General features: G+C 62.7%; 20 protein-coding genes and 1 pseudogene. 16 read left to right on the top strand and 5 right to left on the bottom strand.

Annotated features, from left to right (window positions below):
- The first annotated feature begins 158 nt into the window (after positions 1-158).
- The 5 genes from MKK04_RS03975 to MKK04_RS03995 all read left to right on the top strand — a co-directional run bounded on the left by MKK04_RS03975 (position 159) and on the right by MKK04_RS03995 (position 6,945).
- On the top strand, positions 159-2,870 hold the full coding sequence (locus MKK04_RS03975) for a LuxR C-terminal-related transcriptional regulator (protein ID WP_233687298.1): 2,712 nt from the start codon (positions 159-161) through the stop codon (positions 2,868-2,870).
- Between the two features lie 159 nt (positions 2,871-3,029).
- Entirely contained in the window at positions 3,030-4,637 is a 1,608-nt protein-coding gene (locus MKK04_RS03980; RefSeq protein ID WP_207832464.1) for a response regulator, read from the top strand.
- Complete coding sequence (locus MKK04_RS03985; protein ID WP_063911252.1) at positions 4,634-5,326, top strand: sensor histidine kinase; 693 nt, start codon at positions 4,634-4,636, stop codon at positions 5,324-5,326. Before MKK04_RS03980 ends, MKK04_RS03985 begins: the two co-directional genes overlap by 4 nt.
- Positions 5,327-5,472: 146 nt before the next feature.
- The gene (locus tag MKK04_RS03990) at positions 5,473-6,117 is read left to right on the top strand and encodes an MBL fold metallo-hydrolase (protein WP_063911253.1); all 645 of its coding nucleotides are present in this window, start codon (positions 5,473-5,475) and stop codon (positions 6,115-6,117) included.
- Positions 6,118-6,225: 108 nt separating this feature from the next.
- The gene (locus MKK04_RS03995; RefSeq protein WP_087503383.1) at positions 6,226-6,945 is read left to right on the top strand and encodes an OmpA family protein; all 720 of its coding nucleotides are present in this window, start codon (positions 6,226-6,228) and stop codon (positions 6,943-6,945) included.
- A 125-nt stretch (positions 6,946-7,070) separates the two neighbouring features.
- Here the strand turns inward: MKK04_RS03995 and pta are convergent, their stop codons facing one another.
- Complete coding sequence (pta, locus tag MKK04_RS04000; protein ID WP_207832467.1) at positions 7,071-9,158, bottom strand: phosphate acetyltransferase; 2,088 nt, start codon at positions 9,156-9,158, stop codon at positions 7,071-7,073.
- Positions 9,159-9,189: 31 nt separating this feature from the next.
- Positions 9,190-9,492 (bottom strand): DUF3565 domain-containing protein, encoded by a 303-nt coding sequence (locus MKK04_RS04005; protein ID WP_233687297.1) that lies wholly within the window; start codon positions 9,490-9,492, stop codon positions 9,190-9,192.
- Here MKK04_RS04005 and MKK04_RS04010 point away from each other — a divergent pair.
- Complete coding sequence (locus tag MKK04_RS04010; RefSeq protein WP_003259610.1) at positions 9,491-9,976, top strand: FKBP-type peptidyl-prolyl cis-trans isomerase; 486 nt, start codon at positions 9,491-9,493, stop codon at positions 9,974-9,976. The two genes, MKK04_RS04005 and MKK04_RS04010, sit on opposite strands and share 2 nt — an antisense overlap.
- A 144-nt stretch (positions 9,977-10,120) precedes the next feature.
- The gene (locus MKK04_RS04015; protein ID WP_207832471.1) at positions 10,121-10,603 is read left to right on the top strand and encodes a glutathione peroxidase; all 483 of its coding nucleotides are present in this window, start codon (positions 10,121-10,123) and stop codon (positions 10,601-10,603) included.
- 312 nt (positions 10,604-10,915) lie between these two features.
- Here the strand turns inward: MKK04_RS04015 and MKK04_RS04020 are convergent, their stop codons facing one another.
- Complete coding sequence (locus MKK04_RS04020; RefSeq protein WP_233687296.1) at positions 10,916-12,106, bottom strand: glycosyltransferase family 4 protein; 1,191 nt, start codon at positions 12,104-12,106, stop codon at positions 10,916-10,918.
- A gap of 267 nt (positions 12,107-12,373) precedes the next feature.
- Between MKK04_RS04020 and MKK04_RS26580 the strand changes: the two are divergent.
- From MKK04_RS26580 to MKK04_RS04035, 4 genes and pseudogenes are all read left to right on the top strand, one after another.
- A pseudogene (locus MKK04_RS26580) lies at positions 12,374-13,060 on the top strand (PAS domain-containing protein); the annotation flags it as partial.
- Between the two features lie 129 nt (positions 13,061-13,189).
- Complete coding sequence (locus MKK04_RS26585) at positions 13,190-13,600, top strand: methyl-accepting chemotaxis protein (RefSeq protein ID WP_416775377.1); 411 nt, start codon at positions 13,190-13,192, stop codon at positions 13,598-13,600.
- A 226-nt stretch (positions 13,601-13,826) separates the two neighbouring features.
- Positions 13,827-15,170 carry a DUF6861 domain-containing protein gene (locus MKK04_RS04030; RefSeq protein WP_207832477.1) on the top strand — a complete coding sequence of 448 codons (1,344 nt, stop codon included), beginning with the start codon at positions 13,827-13,829 and terminating at the stop codon, positions 15,168-15,170.
- 18 nt (positions 15,171-15,188) lie between these two features.
- Positions 15,189-15,806, top strand: a complete 618-nt coding sequence (locus MKK04_RS04035; RefSeq protein ID WP_039613812.1) for a GAD-like domain-containing protein — start codon at positions 15,189-15,191, stop codon at positions 15,804-15,806.
- Between the two features lie 45 nt (positions 15,807-15,851).
- Here MKK04_RS04035 and cysZ read toward each other — a convergent pair whose 3' ends face one another.
- Complete coding sequence (cysZ, locus tag MKK04_RS04040) at positions 15,852-16,580, bottom strand: sulfate transporter CysZ (RefSeq protein WP_025337719.1); 729 nt, start codon at positions 16,578-16,580, stop codon at positions 15,852-15,854.
- 330 nt (positions 16,581-16,910) lie between these two features.
- Here cysZ and trxB point away from each other — a divergent pair, with 330 nt between their 5' ends.
- Positions 16,911-17,873, top strand: a complete 963-nt coding sequence (trxB, locus tag MKK04_RS04045) for a thioredoxin-disulfide reductase (RefSeq protein WP_025337720.1) — start codon at positions 16,911-16,913, stop codon at positions 17,871-17,873.
- 176 nt (positions 17,874-18,049) lie between these two features.
- On the opposite strand, the gene nadC is transcribed toward trxB, so the two are convergent.
- Positions 18,050-18,898: a carboxylating nicotinate-nucleotide diphosphorylase gene (nadC, locus tag MKK04_RS04050; protein WP_025337721.1), complete on the bottom strand. Its 849-nt coding sequence runs from the start codon at positions 18,896-18,898 to the stop codon at positions 18,050-18,052.
- Positions 18,899-19,139: 241 nt separating this feature from the next.
- On the opposite strand from nadC, the gene MKK04_RS04055 reads away from it, so the two are divergent.
- The 4 genes from MKK04_RS04055 to MKK04_RS04070 all read left to right on the top strand — a co-directional run bounded on the left by MKK04_RS04055 (position 19,140) and on the right by MKK04_RS04070 (position 23,984).
- Positions 19,140-21,269 carry a DUF1631 domain-containing protein gene (locus MKK04_RS04055; protein ID WP_233687294.1) on the top strand — a complete coding sequence of 710 codons (2,130 nt, stop codon included), beginning with the start codon at positions 19,140-19,142 and terminating at the stop codon, positions 21,267-21,269.
- Between the two features lie 209 nt (positions 21,270-21,478).
- Positions 21,479-22,051 (top strand): 1,6-anhydro-N-acetylmuramyl-L-alanine amidase AmpD, encoded by a 573-nt coding sequence (gene ampD, locus MKK04_RS04060; RefSeq protein ID WP_241106268.1) that lies wholly within the window; start codon positions 21,479-21,481, stop codon positions 22,049-22,051.
- Positions 22,048-22,878 carry a regulatory signaling modulator protein AmpE gene (gene ampE / locus MKK04_RS04065; protein ID WP_233687292.1) on the top strand — a complete coding sequence of 277 codons (831 nt, stop codon included), beginning with the start codon at positions 22,048-22,050 and terminating at the stop codon, positions 22,876-22,878. Before ampD ends, ampE begins: the two co-directional genes overlap by 4 nt.
- Before the next feature lie 152 nt (positions 22,879-23,030).
- Positions 23,031-23,984 carry an RHS repeat-associated core domain-containing protein gene (locus MKK04_RS04070; RefSeq protein ID WP_241106269.1) on the top strand — a complete coding sequence of 318 codons (954 nt, stop codon included), beginning with the start codon at positions 23,031-23,033 and terminating at the stop codon, positions 23,982-23,984.
- Positions 23,985-23,986 lie beyond the last annotated feature (2 nt).

Raw genomic sequence — 23,986 nt, forward strand, 5'->3', positions numbered from 1 at the left:
AGCAAACCCCCGTCCCAGCCGCTGTCCATCGGCCATGTTGCTTTTTGTCGCAGTCTTTTCCAGGCCAATTGCGCCCATCATCTTCAAATGCGCAGCGTTACCCGCTAGTCTCGCAAGCATCCATACCGCCGTAGTCTTCCAACCAGAACGAGCCGGCCATGACAGATCTGTCCCGTACGCATGGATTCACCAGCCAGGCCCTGGGCCTGCTGGACGGGCGTTTCTTCCGGCCGCCCTTGCCGGACGGCCATGTGCCGCGCCTGCGCCTGTGCCAGCGGCTGCAGGCCGGCCTCGGCGGGCGGCTGTTGTTGGTCAATGCCCCGGCGGGTTTCGGCAAGAGCTCCCTGGCCATCGAATTTTGCGAAGCGCTGCCCGAGCACTGGCGTAGCCTGTGGCTGGGCCTGAGCCAACGGGATGCCGACCCGGGCCGCTTCCTCGAACGCCTGCTCGAAGGCCTGCAGCAGTACTGCCCGGCGCTGGGCGGCCAGGCCATGGGCCTGCTGAAAATGCGCCAGCGCCACCAGCCGTTCGCCTTCGAGGAATGGCTCGACGGTCTGCTCGACGAGCTGGCGCTGTACCTGCAAGCCGATACGCCCTTGTTGCTGGTGCTGGACGACTATCACCTGGCCCAGGGGCCAGTGCTCGACCGTTGCCTGCAGTTCTTCCTCAATCACCTGCCCCCCGGGCTGGTGCTGCTGGTCACCAGCCGCCAGCGCCCGGACTGGCACCTGGCGCGCCTGCGCCTGTCGCGGCAACTGGTCGAACTCAACGAGCAGGACTTGCGCCTGACCGCCGAGGAGTCGCTGGCGGTGATCGGTCGCCAGCCCACCGGCCTGCGTGGCCAGGCCCTGGACAATCTGATCCAGCGCAGTGACGGTTGGGTGGCCGGGTTGCGTTTCTGGCAACTGGCGGCCAGCGAGTCCGCTGACGAGCATGCCTTGCCCCAGGCCTTGCATGGCGGTGAGGGGCTGATCCGCGATTATCTGCTGGAAGAAGTCATCGACATGCTGCCCGCCGACGTGCAGGCCTTCCTGTACGACACGGCCTGCCAGGAACGGTTCTGTGCCCCGTTGTGCGATGCCATACGCGGCCGCCATGACAGTGCCGCGATCCTGCGTTTCCTGCAGGCGCACCAGGTGTTCCTGGTGCCGCTGGACGAGCATGGCCACTGGTTCCGCTATCACCACCTGTTCTCCGACCTGCTGCGCAGCCGCCAGGCCAGCGAGCCGCTGGCCGGCCTGCAGTTGCGCGCCTGCCGCTGGTTCGAAAGCCAAGGCTTGCTGGACGAAGCGGTGGAGCAGGCGCTGCGTGCCGGGCATCTGGATGTCGCCGCCGGCCTGGTACAGAGCCTGTCCGAGGAACAACTGCTGGCTGAACAGAACGTCGGCATGTTGCTGCGCTGGAAGATGGACCTGCCCGACAGCCTGCTCATCAGCACGCCACGGCTGATCGTTCTGTACAGCTGGGCATTGGGCCTGGCGTGCCAGCTGGATGCGGCCGAGGAGCTGGCGGGTTACCTCAGCCGCTTCCTGCCCGCACCTTCGGCAACCGCGCAAAAGTCCATGCTGGCCCAGTGGCTGGCGCTGAGTGGTGTGATCGCCCGTGGCCGTGGCGACCGCGAGCGTACCCTGGCCTATTGCAGCGAAGCGCTGCAGAGCCTGCCGAGCAAGCGTTATGGCCAACGCCTGGTATGCCTGTCGACGCTGTCCAACCTGGCGATTGCCGATGGCGATTTCTGGCGGGCCCGTGGCTGGAACCGCGAGGCCCTGGAACTGGCCCAGCGTGTCGGCAACCCATTGTTCGAGGCCCTGGCCCATTACGACCGGGCGCGGGTGCTGCATGCCCGTGGCGAGGTGTTGCGCGCGCTGGACGAAGTGCGCCAGGGGCTGCAGCGACTGCAAGGGCTGTCGGCACAGCGCCTGTATGCCGTGCGCGCCCGTCTGACGCTTTACGAAGGCTACCTGCTGGTCTCGCGCCTGCAGCCGGCCCAGGGCCGTGCCCGTTTGCGTGCGGGGCTGGGCGAGGCGCGGGCCTGCCGCGACATCAGCGTGCTCATCGGCCACTGCGTGATCGCTACGCTCGATGGCCGGGAAGGGCACTTTGCCGAAGCCTTTGCCGAACTGGCCGAGGCCGAGCGGTTGATGCACATCTGGGATGTGCCGCCGGTCTACTACCTGGCCATGATCACCCTGGTCAAATGCGAGTTGTGGCTGGCCCAGGGGCGCATTGACCTGGCCGAGTCCTGGCTGCTGCGCCTGGGCCAGACCTATGGTGGCGAGCAACCCGCGGCGGCCCCGGAGTTCCACCCGTTGCTGCCGTTGCACATCGCCTTGCAGCAGGCATTGCTCGAGCGTATCCAGTCGCGCAGCGACGACGCGGCGCAACGCCTGGCCGGCCTGGTCGAGCGCGGCCAGGCCAGTGGCGGCATGATGCTCTGCGTCAGTGCCCTGTGCCAGTGGCTTGGCTTGTTGCTGGGCGAAGGCCGGGAAGGGCAGGCCGCCCAGTTGTTGCCAAGGTTGCTGGAAGCAGCCCATGGCGGCGTGCTGCAACCCTTTCAGCCTTTGCTGGAGCAACACCCGCAGTGGCTTCTTGAACAGTTGCAGGCAGTTGCCGCTTGCCCGGTACAGGCCGAACTGCTCAAGCGCTTGCCGCAAATGCCAAGCGCCAGCACCGGCGAGGCCCTGAGTGGCCGCGAGCTGGCCGTGCTCGAGTTGATTGCCCAGGGTTGTTCCAACCAGCAGATCAGCGAGCGGTTGTTCATTTCCCTGCACACGGTGAAAACCCACGCCAGCCATATCAACAGCAAGCTGGGTGTGGAGCGGCGTACCCAGGCGGTGGCCAAGGCCAAATCCCTGGGGTTGCTGGCATGATTCTGGCCCTGCAGGGCATTGCCCGCTAAAGTAATGGCCCGAGGCCATGGTTCGTGGCCGCCAATGCTCTACCCTCATCTTTCCCGACCAGCTGCCGATACAGCGATCGGTGGCATCGCCTCGCGCGATTTTTCAATTATTCCAAGGCAGGTCGTGTTGATGCTGCAGTACGGGCAAAAGAGCTTTCTGATCGTCGACGACTTTACCGACTTTCGCACGTCGACCCGTTCCATGCTGCGCGAGCTGGGCGTGCGTGACGTGGACACCGCCGACAGCGGCGAGCAGGCGCTGCGCATGTGCGCGCAAAAGCGCTATGACGTCATCCTGCAGGACTTCCACCTGGGCGACGGCAAGAAGAACGGCCAGCAGGTGCTCGAAGACCTGATTCTCGACAAGCACATCAGCCATGAGTGCATATTCATCATGGTCACGGCCGAGAGCAGCCAGGCCATTGTCCTGAGCGCCATCGAGCACGAGCCTGATGCCTACCTGACCAAACCGTTCAACCGGGTTGGCCTGGCCCAGCGCGTCGAGAAGCTGTACCAGCGCAAGACCCTGCTCAAGCCGATCCTGCAGGCCCTGGACCGCAATCGCCCGGCCGAAGTGCTGGCGGCCTGCGCCGAGCTGTGCAAGCGTGACCCGCGCCTGGCCCCGCTGTGCCTGCGCTATCGGGCCGATGCCTTGCGCAACCTCAACCGTTTCGAGGAGCTGGAGAAGTTCCTCAAGGCCATCCTGGCCAGCCGCCCGCAGCCGTGGGTGTATTCGGCGTTGGGCAGCCTGATGCACAAGCGTGGCCAGAATGCCCAGGCTCAGGGTGTGTACGAGCAGGCGCTGAAGGCCTTCCCGATCATGCCAGGCCTGTACGATGGCATGGCCGAGGTGCTGGTGGCCCAAGGCGAAACCAGGCGTGCGCAGAACATGCTTGAGGAAGCCGTGCGCCTGTCGCCATTGTCGGTGCGTCGGCAGTCAACGTTGGGCAAGCTGGCGTTGGAAAACGAAGACTTCGAGAGTGCCTCGAAGGCGTTCCGCCATGCGGTAAACCAGGGCCAGAGCTCACGCTACAAGGACCCCGAGAACAACCTGGGCCTGGTGCAGGCGCTGATGAGCAAGAATGCCGGCTTTGGCCTGGATGCGCGCACCCGGGTCGAGATCAACAGTACGCTCAGCGAAGTGGCCAAGGACAACCCCGAGGACCAGGGGCTGCAGGTGCGTGCCCGCATGATGAAGGCCGCCAGCCTGCAGCAGGCCGGCGACCCTGAAACGGCTGCCAAGCTGACCGAACAGGCGATCCAGCGCCTGGACAAGATGAACCAGTTCTTCTCGGTCGATTCGGCCCTGACCGTTGCCGCGCAGCTGCAGGCCATGGGGCAGGAAGCCGCCGCCATCGGCGTGCTGAAGAGCTGTGTGGAAAGTTATGGCGATGACCCCAAGGTCATGGAGAGGGTCGGCAAGCTGACGGACGACCCCAGCGTGCTCAACGCCATCACCGAAGCGGTCACGCTCAATCGCCAGGGGGTGCGCAGTTACCAGGGCGGGCAGCTCGGCGAGGCGTTGCAACTGTTCCGCAAAGCGCTGGGTTTGCAACCGAAGAACATCAGCATCGCCCTCAATACTGCCCAGGCGCTGCTGCGCATCGGCGGTGACAGCCCTCAGCCGGCGATCATGCAGGAGTGTCGCGACGCCCTGAGCAGCGTGGCCGGCATCCCCGCCAGCGACAACCGCTACGACCGCTACCGCAAACTGCACATCCGAGTGTTCGGCGCATGAATCAAGACAATCAGGGGCTGGATTTTTCCACGGTGATCGCCTCCACCGTGCACGACCTGAAGAATTCCCTGTCGGCGCTGATCCAGTCCCACAACCAGTGGGTGCAGCGCTTGCCCGAGGAGCTGCGCGGTGGTGCCGAGCAGGGGGTGATGGAGCATGAGTTTCGCCACCTCAACGGCATGCTGGTGCAGTTGCTGGGGTTGTACAAACTGGGCGTGAACCAGCTGCCGGTGTGCCCGGACTACCACGAACTGGACGACTTCATCGAAGCCCAGCTGGCCGCGCACGAGGAAGTGCTCAAGCACAAGGATATCCTTGCTACCTGGCGCATCGATACCGACAACCCACTGGGCTTCTTCGACCGCGAGCTGGTGGCCTCGGTAATCGCCAACGTGATCACCAACGCCACCCGCTTTGCCGCGCATGCCTTGCTGATCACCATCGAAGAGGCAGACAACCAGCTGGCCATCTGCGTCAACGATGACGGCCCGGGTTATCCACAGCGCATGCTCGAACGCCAGGAGGAATTCATCCAGGGTATCGACTCGACCAGCGGCAGTACCGGCCTGGGCCTGTATTTTGCGGCGCGGATCGCGGCACTGCATGAAAGCGGCGGGGTACGCGGGCGGATCGAGATCTCCAATGGCGGGGCGCTTGGGGGAGGGTTGTTCAGGTTGTTCTTGCCTTAGGATGTGTGGTGCCTTTGAGATCGAGCGCCGCGCGGGCGGCGCTCGATCTCAAAGGCGCCACACATCTCAAGACATGAACCTCGTGCACCCACCCCAATTTCCTGTCAGGCTCTCAGCAGAACTCCAGCTTTGCCATCGAGAACACCATGACCCAAGCCCCGCCTGCGCTCATCCGCGAAACCTTCCCCGTAGGCCCTCTGCAATGCAACTGCACCCTGATCGGCGACCCGCTGACCAGGAAGGCCATCGTCGTCGACCCGGGGGGTGACCCGGACAAGATCCTTGCACGCCTGCAGGCCCACGGCCTGACGCTGGTGAGCATCATCCACACCCACGCGCATTTCGATCACTTCCTCGCCTCGGGCAAGCTCAAGGAACTGACCGGCGCTACGCTGCACTTGCACAAGGATGACCAGGCGCTATGGGACAACCTGGAAATGCAATGCCAGATGTTCGGCGTGCCGTACACCCCGGTACCTGCGCCAGACCGTTGGCTGGGGGATGACGAGGAGCTGGCCTGCGGCTGTGGCGTGGCCCTGCATACGCCAGGCCACACGCCGGGCTCGATGAGCTTCTGGTTTGCCGATGCGAAGCTGCTGATCGCCGGCGATACCCTGTTCCGCCGTGGCATTGGCCGTACCGATCTGTGGGGCGGCGACCAGCGGGCTATCGTACGTTCCATCAAGGAGCGGCTGTACCGGCTGGACGAGGAGGCCATCGTGGTGACCGGCCACGGGCCCGATACCCGCCTGGGCGACGAAATGCGCGAAAACCCCTTCGTGCGTGCCTGATGGCACATGAAGGCACTTTCATGGAATTTTTCGTTGCCGATGCAATCCAAGGCTGGCATAGATCCCGTTATGATCTGCCGCATTCATGAATTCAGTAGGAGCTTGTCCATGTTCACCATGCGTCGTCTGATTATCGTCGCAACCGCCGCTGCCCTGATGACCGGCTGTGCCGGCCAGAACCCTTATGACAGCCAGGGCCAGGCGCAGGGCTCCACGGGGATGAGCAAGACCGCCAAGTACGGCGGCCTGGGCGCGCTGGCCGGTGCTATCGCCGGTGCCGCCATCGACCACAACAACCGTGGCAAGGGTGCACTGATCGGCGCCGCCGCCGTAGGTGCCGCTGCAGCCGGTTATGGCTACTACGCCGACAAGCAGGAAGCCGAGCTGCGCGCACAGATGGCCAACACTGGTGTGGAAGTGCAGCGCCAGGGTGACCAGATCAAGCTGATCATGCCGGGCAACATCACCTTCGCCACCGATTCGGCCAACATCGCGCCAAGCTTCTACTCGCCGCTGAACAACCTGGCCGGCTCGTTCAAGCAGTTCAACCAGAACACCATCGAAGTGGTTGGCTTCACCGACAGCACTGGCAGCCGCCAGCACAACATGGACCTGTCCCAGCGCCGTGCGCAGGCGGTCAGCACCTACCTGACCTCGCAGGGTGTGGATGCCTCGCGTATCTCGGTACGTGGCATGGGCCCGGATCAGCCGATCGCCAGCAACGCTGACGCCAATGGCCGCGCGCAGAACCGTCGTGTGGAAGTGAACCTGAAGCCGATCCCGGGGCAGCAGTATGACCAGCAAGGTCAGGTTCAGCAGTATCCCTGATCGATCAGAGTGACCCTGTGGGAGCGGGTTCACCCGCGAACACCGGCGTAGCCGGTGCCAAACACCGCGTCGCATTCTTCGCGGGTTAACCCGCTCCCACTGGGGCTGCAAGGCAGCCCCTGTTTTTAGCCCGCCACGCTCGCCTGAATCGCCGTCAGGGCAATGGTATGCACGATATCGTCAACCTGCGCCCCGCGCGGCAAGTCGTTCACCGGCTTGCGCAACCCTTGCAGCATCGGCCCCAGGCTGACCCCGTCGGTGCTGCGCTGCACCGCCTTGTGGGTCGTGTTGCCGGTATTCAGGTCCGGGAACACGAACACCGTTGCACGCCCGGCCACCGGGCTGTTCGGCGCCAGTTCTCGTGCAATCGCCGGGTTGGCCGCCGCGTCATACTGCAGTGGCCCGTCGATCAGCAGCTCCTGCGCCGCACCCTGTGCCAGGCGGGTTGCTTCACGCACTTTCCCGACCTCTTCATCGCTGGCCGAATCGCTTGAGTAACTGATCATCGCCACCCGCGGCGCGATGCCGAAGGCCTGCGCAGATTCGGCACTCTGCCGGGCGATCTCGGCCAGTTCGGCAGCGCTCGGGTGCGGGTTCATCACGCAGTCGCCGTACACCAGCACCTGCTCGGGGAACAGCATGAAGAACACCGACGACACCAGGCTTGAGCCCGGTGCGGTCTTGATCAGCTGCAGGGCCGGGCGGATGGTGTTGGCAGTGGAGTGCACCAGGCCCGAGACCAGGCCGTCCACTTCGTCCAGGGCCAGCATCATGGTGCCGATCACCACCGGGTCTTCCAGTTGCTGCTCGGCCATTGGCGCATTGAGGTTCTTGCTCTTGCGCAGCTCGACCATCGGCTCCACATAGCGCCCGCGAATCAGCTCGGGGTCGAGAATCTCCAGGCCCGGCGGCAAGGTGATGCCTTGGGCGCGGGCCACGGCGTCGACATCCTCGGGCTTGGCCAGTAGCACGCAGCGGGCAATGCCGCGGGCCTGGCAGATGGCCGCAGCCTGCACCAGCAGCGGCTCGGCACCTTCCGGCAGGACGATGCGCTTGTTGGCCTGCTGTGCCCGCTGGATCAGCTGGTAGCGGAACACTGCCGGCGACAGGCGCAGTTCGCGTGGGGTGCCGCAACGCTGGTGCAGCCAGGCGGCGTCGAGGTGGCTGGCGACGAAGTCGGTGATGAATTCGGCGCGCTCGCGGTCGTCCACCGGGATTTCGCGGTTCAGCGAATTGAGCTGGTTGGCGGTGTCGTACGAGCCGGTACTGACCGACAGGATCGGCAGGCCGGCCTGCAGGGCACCACGGCACAGACCAAGGATGCGTGCGTCAGGTTTGCTGTCGCTGGTCAGCAGCAGGCCGGCCAGTGGGACGCCGTTGATCGCTGCGAGGCTGACGGCGAGGATGATGTCGTCGCGGTCGCCCGGGGTCACCACCAGCGTGCCCGAGGTGAGCAGTGGCACCGTGTTGGCCACGGTGCGCGCGCAGATGATGATCTTGCTCATGCGCCGCTGCTCGTAGTCACCGGCATTGAGCACCTGGGCACCGAGCAGGTCGGCCACGTCGCGGGTGCGCGGGGCGTTCAGTTCGGGCTGGTAGGGGATGCAGCCGAGCAGGCGGAAGTCGTTGCCGCGCAGCAGTGGCGAGTGCTCGCGCAGGCGGGTGGAAAAGTCCGCCATGCTTTCGTCGGTGCGCACTTTGTTGAGGATGACCCCGAGCACCTTCGGGTCGCGTGGGCCGCCGAACAGCTGGGCCTGCAGTTCGACCCGCCCGGACAGTTCACTGAGCACTTCGTTTTCCGGTGCCGACACCAGGATCACCTCGGCATCCAGGCTCTTGGCCAGGTGCAGGTTGACCCGCGCGGCGTAGCTGGCATGGCGCGTAGGCACCATGCCCTCGACCACCACCACGTCGTTACCGATGCAGGCTTGCTGGTAAAGACGGATGATTTCTTCGAGCAACTCGTCCAGCTGGCCATCGCCAAGCATGCGCTCGACGTGGGCCAGGCTCAGCGGCACGGGGGGCTTGATGCCGTGGGTGCGGGCGACCAGCTCGGTGGAGCGCTCGGGGCCGGTGTCACCCGGGTGGGGCTGGGCGATCGGCTTGAAGAAACCGACCTTCAGGCCGGCGCGCTCCAGGGTGCGCACCAGGCCCAGGCTGATGGAGGTCAGGCCGACACCGAAGTCGGTCGGCGCAATGAAAAATGTCTGCATGCGTGCTTCTCGAAATAAGCGGTGCAAGAAATTAACGGCCAAGGGTAGCGCTATCGGCCCCCTGTGCGCACCAGCCGCAAGCGAAAGGCTGGCCGATGCGCTGCGCGCGCCGGGCCGGGTCGAGCACCCAGGGGCGTGCCTGCCACGGCGGCTGGTGGCGCAGGTGCTGGGTGTGGCCGCAGGACAGTTCGGCCACCCAGTGGCCCTCTTCGTCCTGGTGGAAGCCGGTGATCCGACTGATGGGCCGTTGCTCGTCCGCGGTGCGTTCGCATTCGGGCGATGGCTTGGTTACACTTGTCCGCTCTACATACTTTTGCAAAAGGTCTTGCCCCATGCTGATCGCCGCCAACAAGGCTGTCTCCATCGACTATACCCTGACCAACGACGCCGGGGAGACCATCGACAGCTCCGCTGGCGGTGCACCGCTGGTTTACCTGCACGGTGCCGGCAACATCATCCCGGGCCTGGAAAAAGCCCTGGAAGGCAAGCAGGCCGGTGACGAGCTGAACGTTTCCATCGAGCCGGAAGATGCCTACGGCGAATACCTGGCCGAGCTGGTCAGCACCCTGAACCGCAGCCTGTTCGAAGGCGTCGACGAGCTGGAAGTGGGCATGCAGTTCCACGCTTCGGCACCGGATGGCCAGATGCAGATCGTCACCATCCGCGACATCGACGGCGACGACGTGACTGTTGACGGCAACCACCCGCTGGCCGGTCAGCGCCTGACCTTCCAGGTCAAGGTAGTCAACGTGCGTGACGCCAGCGACGAAGAAATCGCTCACCGCCACATCCACGGTGAAGGTGGCCATCACCACTGATTTTCTGCGCTAAGCTCAGAAAGTCGCCAGGCGCTCGGGCAAGCCGATTTGCCTTCCTACGGGAGGTGGACGGTTTGGACGAGCGCCTTTTTAGTGGGCGGATTTCGCCTGCGCGGCAACCGGGAACCTGAGAGGGGATTCATCATGAGTGCATTTCACGACCTGAAACTGGACGCGTTGAACGGCGGGGAGCTGCCCCTCGCACCGTTCAAGGGCCAAGTGGTGCTGGTGGTCAACGTTGCCTCCAAGTGTGGGCTCACGCCGCAATACAAGGCCCTGGAAAACCTCTACCAGGTTTACAAGGACAAGGGCTTCAACGTGCTTGGCCTGCCGTGCAACCAGTTTGCCGGCCAGGAGCCGGGCAGCGAAAAGGAAATCCGGGAGTTCTGCAGCCTCAACTACGGGGTGAGCTTCCCGCTGGGTGCCAAGCTGGAGGTCAACGGGCCGGGGCGTCACTCGCTGTACCGCCTGCTGGCGGGCGAGGGGGCAGAGTTTCCGGGTGACATTACCTGGAACTTCGAGAAGTTTCTGGTCGGCAAGGACGGGCGGGTGCTGGCGCGTTTCTCGCCGCGCACGGCGCCGGATGATCCGGCGGTGGTGCAGGCTATCGAGAAGGCGTTGGGCTGAGTAGCTGGGGACGTATCAAGGCTGCCAGGTGATTGTCGCAATATGTGCAGCGCCTGTGAAATCGAGCGCCGCCCGCGCGGCGCTTCGCGGGACAAGCCCGCTTCCACATTTGTTGCAACGTGCCGAACCTGTCAAGCCATGGTTGCCTGTCTTGGTGCATGTCTTGAGACTGGTGAGGTGGCGGTAGCGCCAGCCGAGAAATTGAGTCAGGCCAACTAAGGCTGACAACCATGGCCTAACAGACATGGCCACGTTGCAACAAATGTGGGAGCGGGCTTGTCCCGCGAAGCGCCGCGCGGGCGGCGCTCGGTCTTACAGGCGCTGCACATATTGCGTCGAACGCTCAGCCGCCCCCCCGGGATGTCGACAAGCGCTATACAGATACCCCTCAAACTGCTCGACAATCGCCGGCCAGCCCTGGCGGCTGGCATGCCGCCGCGCATTCAGGCGCACCCGGCGTAACGTCTCTTCTTCTTCCAGCAGCCAGCAGGCAGAGTCGATGAACGCTGCCTGATCCCCCGGCATGGCCAGTGCACCGCTATGGCCATGGCGAATATGCTGCGCAGCGGCCGCCTCGTCATACGCGACCACCGCCAGGCCCGAGGCCATGGCTTCGAGCACCACATTGCCAAAGGTTTCGGTCAGGCTCGGAAACAGGAACAGGTCACCGCTGGCATAGTGTTCGGCCAGCACCTCGCCACGCTGGGCACCGCAGAACACGGCATCCGGTACCTGCTGTTCCAGGGCGGCACGCTGCGGGCCGTCACCTACCATGATCAGGCGCAGGCGTTTGTGTGGATAAGTTTTCTGCAGGGCCTCCAGGCTTGGGCGCAGCAAGCCCAGGTTCTTCTCTGCCGCCAGCCGCCCCACATGCAGGACGGCGATGTCATCCGGGCCAAGCCCCCAGCTTTCCCGTAATGCGGGGCTGCGCCGGGCCGGGTTGAACAGGCAGGCATCGACCCCCCGGGCCAGCAGTTCCAGGCGTTCGAAGCCGCGGCGCTCAAGCTCCTGGCGCTGGCTGAGGCTGGGCACCAGGGTGATCGCCGTGCGCCGATGGAACCAGCGCAGGTAGTGGGTGAGCAGGCGCGTCAGCAGGCCCAGCCCGTATTGGCCGGAGTACTGCGGGAAGTTGGTATGGAAACCACTGACCACAGCCACCCCCAGGCGCCGGGCCGCGCGCAGTGCGCTGAGCCCCAGCGGCCCCTCGGTGGCGATGTACAGCACATCCGGGCGCTGCCGGCGCCAGCGGCGCAACAGCTTGTGCATCGACACCTCGCCCCACTGCAACCCCGGGTAACCAGGCAGGGGCCAGCCACGGCACAGCATCAGGTTCGGGTCGTTGTGCAGCGGGGCTTCACCGGCCTGGCGCGGGCGCACCACTTCGATCTCATGGCCGCGTTGGCGCAACCCTTCGCTGAGGCGGCCAAGGGTATTGGCCACGCCGTTGATCTCGGGTGGGAAGGTTTCGCTGACCAAGGTAATGCGTAGGGCGGGTGTGTTCATGAAAAAAAGTTTCCGCCTGCTGGGTTGCGCCAATGTGACTGCCATGTGACGTACTGATGACGCCTGATTGCCGACGCTTTTCGCTTTGTGAATTTTTCCTTGCAGGCCGCTCAAGAGGGGGCACCGACAGCCGATGCAGATGCATTCGACTACCTGATGCGCTCCAGGAGAGCGGTGATGTTCAACAACAAGCTCAAGCAAGAAATCCGGCAGCTACGCGAAGACCTGATGTCCATCGAACAGGTCAAGAGTAGCCTCGACAGCGAGATGCTGGTACTGCAACTCGACCCTCAGGGACGGATCGAGATGGTCAACGGCAACTTCGAGAGCGAGATGCTCTACCGTGCCGAACAATTGCTTGGACGCAACATCGAGGACATCGTCCCTGCCCATGTGAAGACGCTGGATTTCTACCAGCGCATGAAGGGCGCCATCAGCCGCGGTGAACACCTGAACGGTGCATTCCGCCTGCTGCGCGGCAATGGCCAGGAAGCCTGGTTACGGTCGATCCTGCAGCCGGTCAAGAACAGCGAGGGGCGCATCAAGTATTTCACGCTGCACTCCAGCGATCTTACCCGCACCATCGAGACATCCCGCGAGCACGAAAGCCTGATCAAGGCCCTGATGCGCTCCACCGCCGTGATCGAATTCGACCTCGACGGCAACATCCTAACCGCCAACGATCGATTCCTGACCACCGTCGGTTACCGCCTGGAACAGATTCGTGGCAAGCATCACCGCATTTTCTGCGAGCCGGAGGAGGCAAATTCGGCCGGCTATCAGGCGTTCTGGGACAAGCTGCGCCGTGGCGAGTACGTTGCCGAGCGCTTCAAGCGTATCGATGCCCATGGCCGGGTGGTCTGGCTGGAAGCTTCGTACAACCCCATCTTCGATGCCCATGACGTGCTGTACAAGGTGGTCAAGTTCGCCACTGTCATCACCGAGCAGGTCAACCAGGAGCAGGCGGTGGCCGAGGCGGCGGATGTCGCCTACAACACCTCGCTGGGTACCGATGCCAGCGCCCGCAAGGCCACCGATGTGGTCACCCAGAGCGTCAGCGTGATGCGCGGGCTGGAAGCTTCGATGCAAGAGGCGGCAGAGGGCATCCAGGCGCTGGATACCCAGTCGCGGGTGATCGGCTCGATCATCAAGACCATCAGCGACATTGCCGGGCAGACCAACTTGCTGGCGCTGAACGCGGCCATCGAAGCGGCCCGCGCCGGCGAGCAGGGGCGGGGGTTTGCCGTGGTTGCCGATGAAGTGCGCCAGCTGGCCTCGCGCACCAGCACCGCCACCGAGGAAATCGCCCGGGTGGTGCAGCAGAACGAGCAACTGGCCCAGGCGGCAGTGGCGATCATCGACACCAGCAAGCGCCAGGCCGAGCAGGGGCTGGCACTGGCGGACGAGACCGGGAGCGTGATTGTCGAGATCCAGGACGGGGCAAAGCGGGTGGTGGATGTGGTGGGGCAGTTTTCCAGCCGGTTGAGTCTTTGATATGGCCTGGGGTTTGTAGCGCCTATGGAATCGAGCCCTCGCCCGGGTGGGGCTCGATCTCAGGAACGACAAAGAACCCCAGCCCTGTCCATGATGTCGGCTGAACAGCTCAACTTCGCTGAACCTGCAGTAAACGAAGTCGCATTTTCCTACAACTGACTCAGAAACCTCCGATCCGAATCCATGACGGGATTTCCCCCTGCACACGCTGTCAGGGAGACACCTCATGTACCTGGATTACCTCGTGCCCTCGTGGTTCGAGATCGAATCACGCATTACCGATGAAATGGGCTATCAGGGACGCGCCCAATTTCGTACCTACCTCAATGAACCGGCCGCCTCACTGGCCCTCAACCTGCGTCGGGTCAGGGCTGTCCAGTCGGCCTTCAACCAGGCCGAGTGGCAGGCCGGCAGTATCCTGCACCAACGCTTTGCCGACCTGGAAATCGCCAGCATCCTCAACGAACTGCTCAAGGTCGTGAGGGAGATGGCGATGATCGTCGTCGGCAGCACCCTCACCGGCGGCGCCATTGGCGCTGGCATCGGGGCATTTGGCGCAGGTGCAGGGGCCATTCCCTTGGCCGGCGCTGGCGCGGCGATGGGCCTCAAGGTCAGCGGCTGGATACTTGGCGTACTGGGACTTGCCTCCATTGCCGAGTTCTTTATCGAAGGCCTGCCCCGCATCGGCGAGTACTACCTCGATGGCATTCGCATAGCCTGGGAGGGCACGCGGGACGAAAGTGATGACCCGTTCGGGCGGGACGATCTGCATGCGATTTCCAGGGCTGCCCACCACATCGCCATGGGCCATGTGGAAGTGGTGGTGCTGCTGTTGGGGGCGATCGTCTCGTACCTCACCCGCGGGCGCGGCGATGCCCGGATGCTGGCGCAGGAGATGGCGGCCAGCCGCAAAGGTGTGCGGCTGGGGCAATGGATGCTCAAGCATGAAGAGGGGCTGAAGAAACGACCGGACCTGCAGGTGCCGGAGCGGCGCAAGGGGGCAGCGAATGAGCCGCAACCGGTGCAGCCGAATCGGCCGGCGGGAAAAGACAAGGAGCCCTCGACGGGGAAGCCCGGTAGCATGCCGTTGCATACGGTGGCGTGTTTCAAGGCAGACAAATTGCCAGTATCCAAGCATGGCGAGTTTGAACGGCAGTTGAAGGGACAGCAGGATGGGCTAAACCGGCTTACGGTTGAAGAGTTTCTTGAAAATCTTACTCATCCAGTCAAGCGGGATCCGAACATTGCCAGGAAAGCAAGGAAGAAACTGTATGATAAATTGAAAGATAGAACTCAGAAAAATTTGATGAAAAGTATGAGCCCTATTGAAGCTAAAAAACTTTCAGTGAGGCAAGCAAAGGAAACCATGTCATCGCTTGCGGCATTGCATAATCCAGATTTGAGCGCGGGTGGTAGGGACGCTATTTCTGACTTCGGCGACAGACAAGTCAACTCTACTATAGGTCCGCAGTGGAAAAATAGAGTGGGAGGATTAAAGCAAGCTGCTGAAGAGCTATCCAGGTCGGGTGGTGCATCAAGCCTTTTGAATGTCAGGTTGCATAAATGCTAATAGTTAGAGGTTTTTAATATGGATGAATTCTTTTCAATTTTTATAGAGGAAATGGGTAATCCTGTATTCCGGCAAGAGGTTCCGCCTTCGAGCATACAGCGTTATAGTGGAAAATTGCCGGAAAAATTATTGGAATATTGGGCTGAGCACGGATGGTGTGGATACGGCGACGGGATATTCTGGACTGTCAACCCACAGGATTACGAGGGGGTGGTCGCTTCATTCATTGAAGGTACTGCATTAGAGGGGCGTGATACGTATCATCTAGTCGCTCGCGGTGCCTTTGGTGATCTCTATCTATGGGGTGAAAATTCCGGGTTTTCATTGGACATCATAGCCTACGCGTCACGTTATTCTGGCAATGACCATGAATTAGCGACAGCTGATATCGATAGGGAAGTGCAAGGTTTTTTCCTGGGCATGGAGAAGGAATCCAATGATTTCGGCGACCTATTCGAGCCAGCAAAGAGAAAATTAGGCATGCTAAAGCACGATGAAATGTATGGTTTTGTTCCGGCCTTGGCGTTCGGTGGGCCAAGTGAACTTGCTAATATCGAAAAGGTTAAGGCAGTGGAACATTTGATATTGCTTTCTCAGATTTCTACTCTAGAACCCTACAGCTTCTCTGACTTCTAGAAACGCAATCTGCGGAAAGGGGCTGGCCTGCAGCCCCTCGCTCCCTCAGTTACGCTCCCGCACCCAGAACAACGTAGCCCCGGCCACCGCCGCCGGCATCATCAGCACGTTCACCAGCGGAATCATCAGAGCCAGGTAGGTGATGCCACCAAACCCCAACGACTGCCAGCGCTTCTGCCGCAGCCAGGCCAGCATGTCCTGCCAGCTCATCTTGTTGTTGTCCGCCGGGTAGTCGATGTACTGGATAGCCATCATCCACACCCCGAAGATCAGCCATAGCGGCGCCGCCACCACGTTGACCACCGGGATCAGCGACAGGATGAACAGGCCGATGGCCCGCGGCAGGAAGTAGCCCAGCTTGCGCATTTCACGGCCGAATGTACGTGGCACCATGGCCACCAGTTCGCCCCAGCTGAACGCCGGGAAGTTGTCCTGGCCACGCACCACCACCTCGACCTTTTCCGCCAGAAAGCCATTGAACGGCGCGGCAATGATGTTGGCCACCAGGGTGAAGGTGAAGAACACCATCAGCACCACCAGGGCGACGAACAGCGGCCAGAGGATGTAGGTGAGAAAGCTCAGCCAGCTCGGCAAGCTTGGCATCAGGGCGTCCACCCACAGGCTGAACTGGTGGCCGGCGAAGTAGATCAGGCCGCCAAACAGCAGCAGGTTGACCGCCAGCGGCAGCAGCACGAACAACCGCAGATTGGGGCTCAGCACCAGTTTCAGGCCTTCGCGCAGGTATTGGGGGCCAGAGAGTACAGGGGCTTGCATCGAGAGACTCCGCAGAGAAGGAAAACGCGCTGACCTTACCGAGTTTGCTGCGCCGACGAAAGGCGGGCAGCGGGCGGGAAACGGGCTGTAACAAAAGCAGCAGGGCTTGGCTATCGATGAATTCGCTGAATAGACGATGGCTATGAGGTGGATTGTCGAAGGATATTTCCTTAATCTTTGCGACCTCGCTACAGTGCGCTCAACTTTCCGCTTTATGGGCCTGCGCGTTGTAGCCTTCCCCAAGTGCTGCGTGGGTCCTTTTTAATTTTCCAGCTGGCGCAGCCGGTATACCGAAGCCGGCCCCTGCGGCCCGCTCGACAGGAGTTCGACATGTCTGAAGTACGTCATTCGCGCGTCATCATTCTCGGTTCCGGCCCTGCCGGTTACAGCGCCGCGGTGTATGCCGCCCGTGCCAATCTCAAGCCGCTGCTGATCACCGGCATGCAGGCCGGCGGCCAGCTGACCACCACCACCGAAGTCGACAACTGGCCGGGCGACCCCCACGGCCTGACCGGCCCGGCCCTGATGCAGCGCATGCAGGAGCACGCCGAGCGTTTCGAAACCGAAATCGTCTTCGACCACATCAACGCCGTCGACCTGGCCAACAAGCCGTTCACCCTGCAGGGTGACAGCGGCAAGTACACCTGCGACGCGCTGATCATCGCCACTGGCGCCAGCGCCCGCTACCTGGGCCTGCCGTCGGAAGAAACCTTCATGGGCAAGGGCGTTTCGGCCTGCGCTACCTGCGACGGTTTCTTCTACCGCAACAAGCCGGTTGCCGTGGTTGGCGGCGGCAACACTGCCGTGGAAGAGGCGCTGTACCTGGCCAACATCGCCAGCAAGGTGACCCTGGTGCACCGTCGCGATACCTTCCGCGCCGAGAAGATCCTGGTCGACAAGCTGCACGCCCGTGTGGCCGAAGGCAAGATCGAGCTCAAGCTCAACGCCACCCTGGACGAAGTGCTGGGTGACAACATGGGTGTGACCGGTGCGCGCCTGAAGAACAACGACGGCAGCAGCGACGAAATCAAGGTTGACGGCGTGTTCATCGCCATTGGCCACACCCCTAACACCTCGCTGTTCGAAGGCCAGCTGACCCTCAAGGACGGCTACCTGGTGGTCAACGGCGGCCGTGAGGGCAATGCCACCGCCACCAACGTCGAGGGCGTGTTCGCCGCCGGTGACGTGGCTGACCACGTTTACCGCCAGGCCATTACCTCGGCCGGTGCCGGCTGCATGGCGGCATTGGATGTGGAGCGTTACCTGGACGGGCTGGCCAACGCCTCGTTCTGATTGCCAGCCGGGGGCTGCTTCGGGGCCCTTTCGCCGGCAAGCCGGCTCCCACCTCGACCGCATCGACTTCAAGTCATGTGCAGTACCTGTGGGAGCTGGCTTGCCGGCGATAGGGCCATAAGCCACCCCACAAAAAAACCGGCTCGATGGCCGGTTTTTTTGTGTCCGCAATCAGCTCACAGGCTCAAGCGCATCGACAGGTCCACCGCCTTCACATCCTTGGTCATCGCACCAATCGAGATGTAGTCCACCCCAGTCTCGGCAATCACTCGCAAGGTTGTCTCGTTGACCCCGCCACTGGCTTCCAGCTTGGCCTTGCCCGCGGTAATGCGCACTGCTTCGCGCATCTCTTCCAGGTTCAGTTCGTCGAGCATGATGATGTCGGCACCAGCAGCCAGTGCCTGGCGCAGCTCATCCAGGCTTTCCACTTCGATTTCCACCGGCTTGCCCGGCGCAATGCGGTGCGCCGCCGCCACGGCCTCGGCCACGCCGCCGCTTGCGGCGATGTGGTTTTCCTTGATCAGGAAGGCGTCGTACAGGCCGATGCGGTGGTTGTCGCAACCGCCGCAAGTCACAGCATACTTCTGCGCCAGGCGCAGGCCCGGCAGGGTCTTGCGGGTGTCCAGCAGGCGCACCTGGGTGCCTTCCACCAGGTCGGCCAGGAAGCGCGCACGGGTGGCCACACCTGACAGCATCTGCAGGAAGTTCAGCGCACTGCGCTCACCACTGAGCAGCGAACGCGCGGGGCCCTCCAGATGAAACAGCGGCTGGTTGGCCGTGGCGCGCTCGCCATCGGCCACCTGCCAGTGCACGGCCACGCGCGGGTCGAGTTGGCGGAACACGGCATCGACCCAGGCGGTGCCGGCGATCACGCAGTCTTCGCGGGTGATGATGGTCGCCTTGGCCAGGCGCTCGGCCGGGATCAGCTGCGCAGTGATATCGCCACTGCCGATGTCCTCCAACAGCGCGCGGCGCACGTTGGCTTCGATTTCAGCGGTCAGGTCGGCAAGGCGTAGGTTCGGCATGGTCGGCTCCACAAGCTAGATGCCCGCGATTATAGGGCAGGGGGCCAGCGTGTACAGCCGCCTTGGCGATGACCTTTGGTCGGCCGGTGTGAGCAACCGGGGTAAACCCGGGTCACTAGCCAGCCTGTGAAACGATGCTGGCAGCGATGCGGATTTTTACCGATAATGTGACCAGTATTTGGCGTCATGAGTTTGACGATCTTCAGCCCCTTCGGGCGAGACACCCTGCAAGGAGTCCAGGATGCAAAAAGAAGGCAAGGTGGTGCCCTTGGCGGCAGCCATCGACCGAGGCGGGCGTACGCCTCTGCCTTGCCTTCCGGTATTGCTCCTGCAGGTACGCGACAAGGCCGCCTTGCAGTTGCGTCAGGGTTTGCAGGACTTGTTCGACAACGCCGACGACACCCTCTTCGAGATGGCCGACAAGGCGTTCGATCGCAGTGACCAGAACCTGTACTTCGAGGCCATGCGCGACCTGCGCCTGAAGCGCAAGAGCATCGAGCGCGGTTTTCTCGACACGTTCCATGATGCCTTTGCCCGTATCGGCCAGATTGACTTGCTGGCGCACCTGCTCGAGCCGGGCAACCTGCGCAGCAAAGCCCAGGTGGAGCGGGCCGCCGCGATCGAAGGCATGGTCGCGCAGGTGCTGTCACGCGACGGCGTTGCCCTGCAGCAACTGGGCCTGCGCTTGCAAGCACTGCTCGACCGCCCCCTGCACGAGCAGCACAACCCGCTGGGGCCCGCTGCGCTGTGCGGTTACTTCCTCGACGCTGGCCGCAACCTGGGGGTTGGCCTGCGGGTCAAACTGGTCCTGCTCAAACTGTTCGAGCGCTATGTGCTGCGTGATGCCGAAGTGATCTATGGTGAAGCCAACCAGTTGCTGGCTGCCGCCGGTGTGCTGCCCGAGTTGCCGCCGGCACCGCGCCGGCGCGCCGAAGATCGGCGCATGAGCGCACGACGTGGGCCGGCGAACCTGGGGCATGAGGTAGGCGCGGACGCAGCAGGGCAGGTTTTCTTTGCCTCGTTGCAAACACTGCTGGCCCCGGCGCGTGGGCAGTTCGCGCCTCGTTTGCAGGCGATGGCCGCCGCCCAGCCAATCAGTACCGCCGACCTGCTGCGCCTGCTTTCGCATTTGCAGCACTACGTGCCTGCCACCCACGAGGCTGACGATTTCGAGCTTGGCCAACAGCTTGAACAATTGCTGCTGCGGGTCAGCGTGCGCAGCGGCACACGCCGGCGCATCGATGTGGCCGACGAGGACATGATCAACCTGATCGGCCTGCTGTTCGCCTTCATCCAGAACGACGACAACTTGCCGGCCAGCCTGCGCGCGCTGATCGCACGTCTGCATATTCCGCTGCTGAAAGTGGCCCTGCTGGACAAGGGGCTGTTCAGTCGGGCCAGCCACCCGGCCCGCCGGCTGCTCAACGAGATCGCCGGCGCGGCCATCGGCTGGGAATGCGGCGGCGATGGCCTGCGTGACAGCCTGCACCTGCGGGTGGAGCGTATCGTCCAGCGCCTGCTCAATGATTTTGCCGAAGATATCAGCCTGTTCGCCGAACTGCTCGAAGACTTCCTCGTTTTCAACCAGGACGAACGGCGGCGCAACGAGCTGCTTGAACAACGCACCCGCGACGCCGAAGAAGGGCGTGCCCGGGCCCAGCAGGCCAGGCAGCAGGTGCAGCACGCACTTAACCAGCGTCTGCGTGGCCGGGTATTGCCGCAGGTGGTGGTACAGATGCTGGTGCAGGCCTGGAGCCAGGTGCTGCTGCTGGCCTGGCTCAAGCAGGGCGAGGCATCCCAGGCCTGGCGGGATGCATTGCAGACGATGGACATGTTGCTGGCCAGCATCACCCCGCCACATGAGCCGCAAGCCTTGCTGCAGCAGGTGCCGGGCCTGCTCAAGGCACTGCGCGATGGCCTGGCCGGCGTGGCCCTGGACTCGGCCGCGACCCGCGAATTCTTCCTGCAGCTGGAGCAGTTGCACCTGCGTGCCTGTGCAGGTGGCGCGGGCCAGCCCCAGGGCGACGTACTGGTGGCCGAGGACATCGTGCTGGCGATTGCCGAAGAGCCCGCTTGCGCACCGTTGCAGGTTGCCGACGGGCAGGCTGTGGCGCTGCGCCAGGTGCAGCGCTTGCGTATCGGTACCTGGGTCGAGGTGCTGGACGAGGACGAACCGCTGCGCTGCAAACTGGTGGCACGCATCGACAGCAGCGACCGGTTGGTGTTCGCCAACCGCACCGGCATGAAAGTGCGCGAATGGAACGGTGCCAGCCTGGCCCAGGCACTGCACCGGGGCGACGTGCGGGTGCTGGATGACGGGCTGTTGTTCGAGCGGGCGCTGGAGGCGGTGCTCGACGGGCTGCGGCGGTAGGCGCAACTGTCTTGCGCAATATCTGCAAGCAGACGCGATCCTGGTGGGAGCGGGCGTGCCCGCGAAACAAGCGCCGCGGTGGATGGCACCGGCTGCGCCGGTGTTCGCGGGCACGCCCGCTCCTACAGCATTACAATGATTCACATGCAAACGCCGTTGGCCGCAGGGCATACTGTCAGCCTGTTCACGGCGCTTTCAGGATCTGCCCCATGCAATTGGACCGTGCCACTGGCTGGTTCCACGGAATCGGAATCACCCACTGCCCCTCGCCGAACTTCAATGCCCGCCCCGAAGGCGAATCGATTTCACTGCTGGTGATCCACAACATCAGCCTGCCGCCGGCCTGTTTCGGCACCGGCAAGGTCCAGCAGTTCTTCCAGAACCGCCTGGACCCCGACGAACACCCGTACTTCGCCAGCATCAACCACCTGACCGTGTCGGCGCACCTGTTCGTCGAGCGTGACGGTGCGGTGACCCAGTTCGTGTCGTTGCTCGACCGCGCCTGGCACGCCGGTGTGTCGTGCTTCGGCGGGCGTGAAGGCTGTAACGATTTCTCCATCGGCATCGAACTTGAAGGGACCGACGACCTGCCCTATACCGATGCCCAGTACGCGGTGCTGGAGCAGCTTACCCGGCACATTCGCGGTGCCTGGCCGGCCATCGGCCTGGACCGCATCCAGGGCCATAGCGACATTGCCCCGCAGCGCAAGACCGACCCCGGTCCGGCCTTCGACTGGTCGCGCTATCGCCAAGCGCTGCAGCAAAACGAGGACAAGGCATGAGTTTTCTGGTGTTGTTGCTGGCGCTGTGGGTCGAGAAGTTCTCGGCCCTGCGCCATCAGGTGCAACGTGATGGGTTCTTCCTGGGCGAACTGGTACGCCTGGAGCGCAGCGGCAAGGTGCACCCCTGGTGGACGCTGGCCATCCTGGTGTTGGCACCGGTAGCGCTGCTGGTATTGCTGCTGCATGTGCTGGACCCGGTGGCGTACGGCTTGCTGGCGTTGCCGGTGCACCTGCTGGTGCTGATCTACAGCCTGGGCCGCGGCGATGCCAAGGCATCGCTGGGGCCGTTCCGCGATGCCTGGCGGCGCGGTGATGACCAGGCTGCGCTGCACGTGGCCGAACGCGACCTGGGGCTGGCGGCCGACGAACCGCACAGCCTGTTGGTTCAGGTGCAGGGCAACCTGCTGTGGCAGGTGTACCAGGGCTTTTTCGCGGTGATCTTCTGGTACTTCGTGCTCGGCCCGGGCGCAGCCCTGGCCTATCGACTGCTGGCGCTGTGTGGCGAACACAGCAAGCAACCGACGTTGAAGGCTCGTGCCGAGCAGCTGAGGCATATCATGGACTGGCTCCCGGTGCGGGTGCTGGCCTTGAGTTTTGCCCTGGTTGGCAACTTCCTCGCGGTCACGCGGGTGATGCTGCACGAGGTGCTCAACTGGCACATCAGCGCCGCCCACCTGGTGGCGCGGGTCGGGCGCATTGCCGATGACATTCCCGAGGAAGAAGACAGCCAGCGCGGGCTGGGGCGGCTGGACAGCCTGTGGGAGCTGCTGCTGCGCTGTGCGGTGCTGTGGTATGCCGGTTTTGCGCTGTGGACGGTGCTTGTCTGAACTGGCTCGCTGGCTTCTTCGCGGGCTTGCCCGCTCCCACAGGCTCTGTGTCAGGCAATAAAACTACTATTTCTGCCAGTATCAAAAAACCCTGCAGCTAATCAGAATGAGTTAAAAGCAGCCTCCATTCATCCAGCACCGCAGGGACTTGCATGATGAGAAAAGCATTAAGCAATTCGCTCTTCTTCTATCAGGGTGACCATTTTATTTTCTTGAAACAAGGCGACGTGATTCGCACCATCTTCCGCACGCATGACCTGGCATTAGCCGAGCGACAAATAGCGGGAAGCGCTGCGACTGGCTTACTGACAACCGATGACAAGGGTTCGGTGCTGTCGGTGCAGGAAACCGATGAGAAAGAGCCTCACACGTATTCAGCTTATGGTCATGCCCCAGGATCGCCATCATTGCGAACGCTGCTGGGCTACAACGGCGAAGCCACCATTTCTGTACGCGACAGCTATGCCCTTGGCAATGGCTATCGATCCTTCAGCACGGTCCTGATGCGCTTTGAGTCGCCTGACAGCTTGAGTCCATTTGGGAAAGGTGGGATTAATCCATACAGCTACTGCGACTGTGACCCGATAAACAATACCGACCCCAGCGGCCATTTAACTTTCAGACGTTGGCGCGCTCCTACAACGCAACAATGGAGACCGATACGGCAACGAGAGCTCGCAGGGCCCCTGGAAGGGGCCGCTGAGGCTGCAAGACATCGTCAACGGGTACGTGCGATGGAAAACGTGATAAATAGCATTCTCCGGGATGAGTTCAGGCAACACCAGCGAGACCATATGCCGGGGCGAGGTAATCTTCACATGCCGTCGCATCCATCGATGGCCAATCCAAATCCGGAAAGACAAGCTGCAATTGCGGCCACCAGTTCGTCACATGGAAATTTCGCTGCCCAGAACGCATTAACGGAGTTGCCCTACACCCCCCCTTTAAATTCCCGCACAAATGAGCGCGGCAGTCTTTCCAGGCAAGTCAGCTCAACCTCATCTGTAGACTCATGGGATGAGTGGAATCCGAATCCGGAGGTGGTCGAACACCATAGAAACCTGGCAATCATGAATGCCATAAGGCAAGCCCGACATGGGCCTTGATG

Source organism: Pseudomonas sp. LS.1a, from assembly GCF_022533585.1.
In the GTDB taxonomy this organism is placed as follows: Bacteria; Pseudomonadota; Gammaproteobacteria; order Pseudomonadales; family Pseudomonadaceae; genus Aquipseudomonas.

What these genes read in the sequence shown, in the direction of transcription:
- MKK04_RS03975 (WP_233687298.1), top strand. Translation starts at nt 159, where the DNA reads ATGACAGATCTGTCCCGTACGCATGGATTCACCAGCCAGGCCCTGGGC.
- MKK04_RS03980 (WP_207832464.1), top strand. Translation starts at nt 3,030, where the DNA reads ATGCTGCAGTACGGGCAAAAGAGCTTTCTGATCGTCGACGACTTTACC.
- MKK04_RS03985 (WP_063911252.1), top strand. Translation starts at nt 4,634, where the DNA reads ATGAATCAAGACAATCAGGGGCTGGATTTTTCCACGGTGATCGCCTCC.
- MKK04_RS03990 (WP_063911253.1), top strand. Translation starts at nt 5,473, where the DNA reads ATGACCCAAGCCCCGCCTGCGCTCATCCGCGAAACCTTCCCCGTAGGC.
- MKK04_RS03995 (WP_087503383.1), top strand. Translation starts at nt 6,226, where the DNA reads ATGTTCACCATGCGTCGTCTGATTATCGTCGCAACCGCCGCTGCCCTG.
- pta (WP_207832467.1), bottom strand. Translation starts at nt 9,158, where the DNA reads ATGCAGACATTTTTCATTGCGCCGACCGACTTCGGTGTCGGCCTGACC.
- MKK04_RS04010 (WP_003259610.1), top strand. Translation starts at nt 9,491, where the DNA reads ATGCTGATCGCCGCCAACAAGGCTGTCTCCATCGACTATACCCTGACC.
- MKK04_RS04005 (WP_233687297.1), bottom strand. Translation starts at nt 9,492, where the DNA reads ATGGGGCAAGACCTTTTGCAAAAGTATGTAGAGCGGACAAGTGTAACC.
- MKK04_RS04015 (WP_207832471.1), top strand. Translation starts at nt 10,121, where the DNA reads ATGAGTGCATTTCACGACCTGAAACTGGACGCGTTGAACGGCGGGGAG.
- MKK04_RS04020 (WP_233687296.1), bottom strand. Translation starts at nt 12,106, where the DNA reads ATGAACACACCCGCCCTACGCATTACCTTGGTCAGCGAAACCTTCCCA.
- MKK04_RS26585 (WP_416775377.1), top strand. Translation starts at nt 13,190, where the DNA reads ATGCAAGAGGCGGCAGAGGGCATCCAGGCGCTGGATACCCAGTCGCGG.
- MKK04_RS04030 (WP_207832477.1), top strand. Translation starts at nt 13,827, where the DNA reads ATGTACCTGGATTACCTCGTGCCCTCGTGGTTCGAGATCGAATCACGC.
- MKK04_RS04035 (WP_039613812.1), top strand. Translation starts at nt 15,189, where the DNA reads ATGGATGAATTCTTTTCAATTTTTATAGAGGAAATGGGTAATCCTGTA.
- cysZ (WP_025337719.1), bottom strand. Translation starts at nt 16,580, where the DNA reads ATGCAAGCCCCTGTACTCTCTGGCCCCCAATACCTGCGCGAAGGCCTG.
- trxB (WP_025337720.1), top strand. Translation starts at nt 16,911, where the DNA reads ATGTCTGAAGTACGTCATTCGCGCGTCATCATTCTCGGTTCCGGCCCT.
- nadC (WP_025337721.1), bottom strand. Translation starts at nt 18,898, where the DNA reads ATGCCGAACCTACGCCTTGCCGACCTGACCGCTGAAATCGAAGCCAAC.
- MKK04_RS04055 (WP_233687294.1), top strand. Translation starts at nt 19,140, where the DNA reads ATGCAAAAAGAAGGCAAGGTGGTGCCCTTGGCGGCAGCCATCGACCGA.
- ampD (WP_241106268.1), top strand. Translation starts at nt 21,479, where the DNA reads ATGCAATTGGACCGTGCCACTGGCTGGTTCCACGGAATCGGAATCACC.
- ampE (WP_233687292.1), top strand. Translation starts at nt 22,048, where the DNA reads ATGAGTTTTCTGGTGTTGTTGCTGGCGCTGTGGGTCGAGAAGTTCTCG.
- MKK04_RS04070 (WP_241106269.1), top strand. Translation starts at nt 23,031, where the DNA reads ATGATGAGAAAAGCATTAAGCAATTCGCTCTTCTTCTATCAGGGTGAC.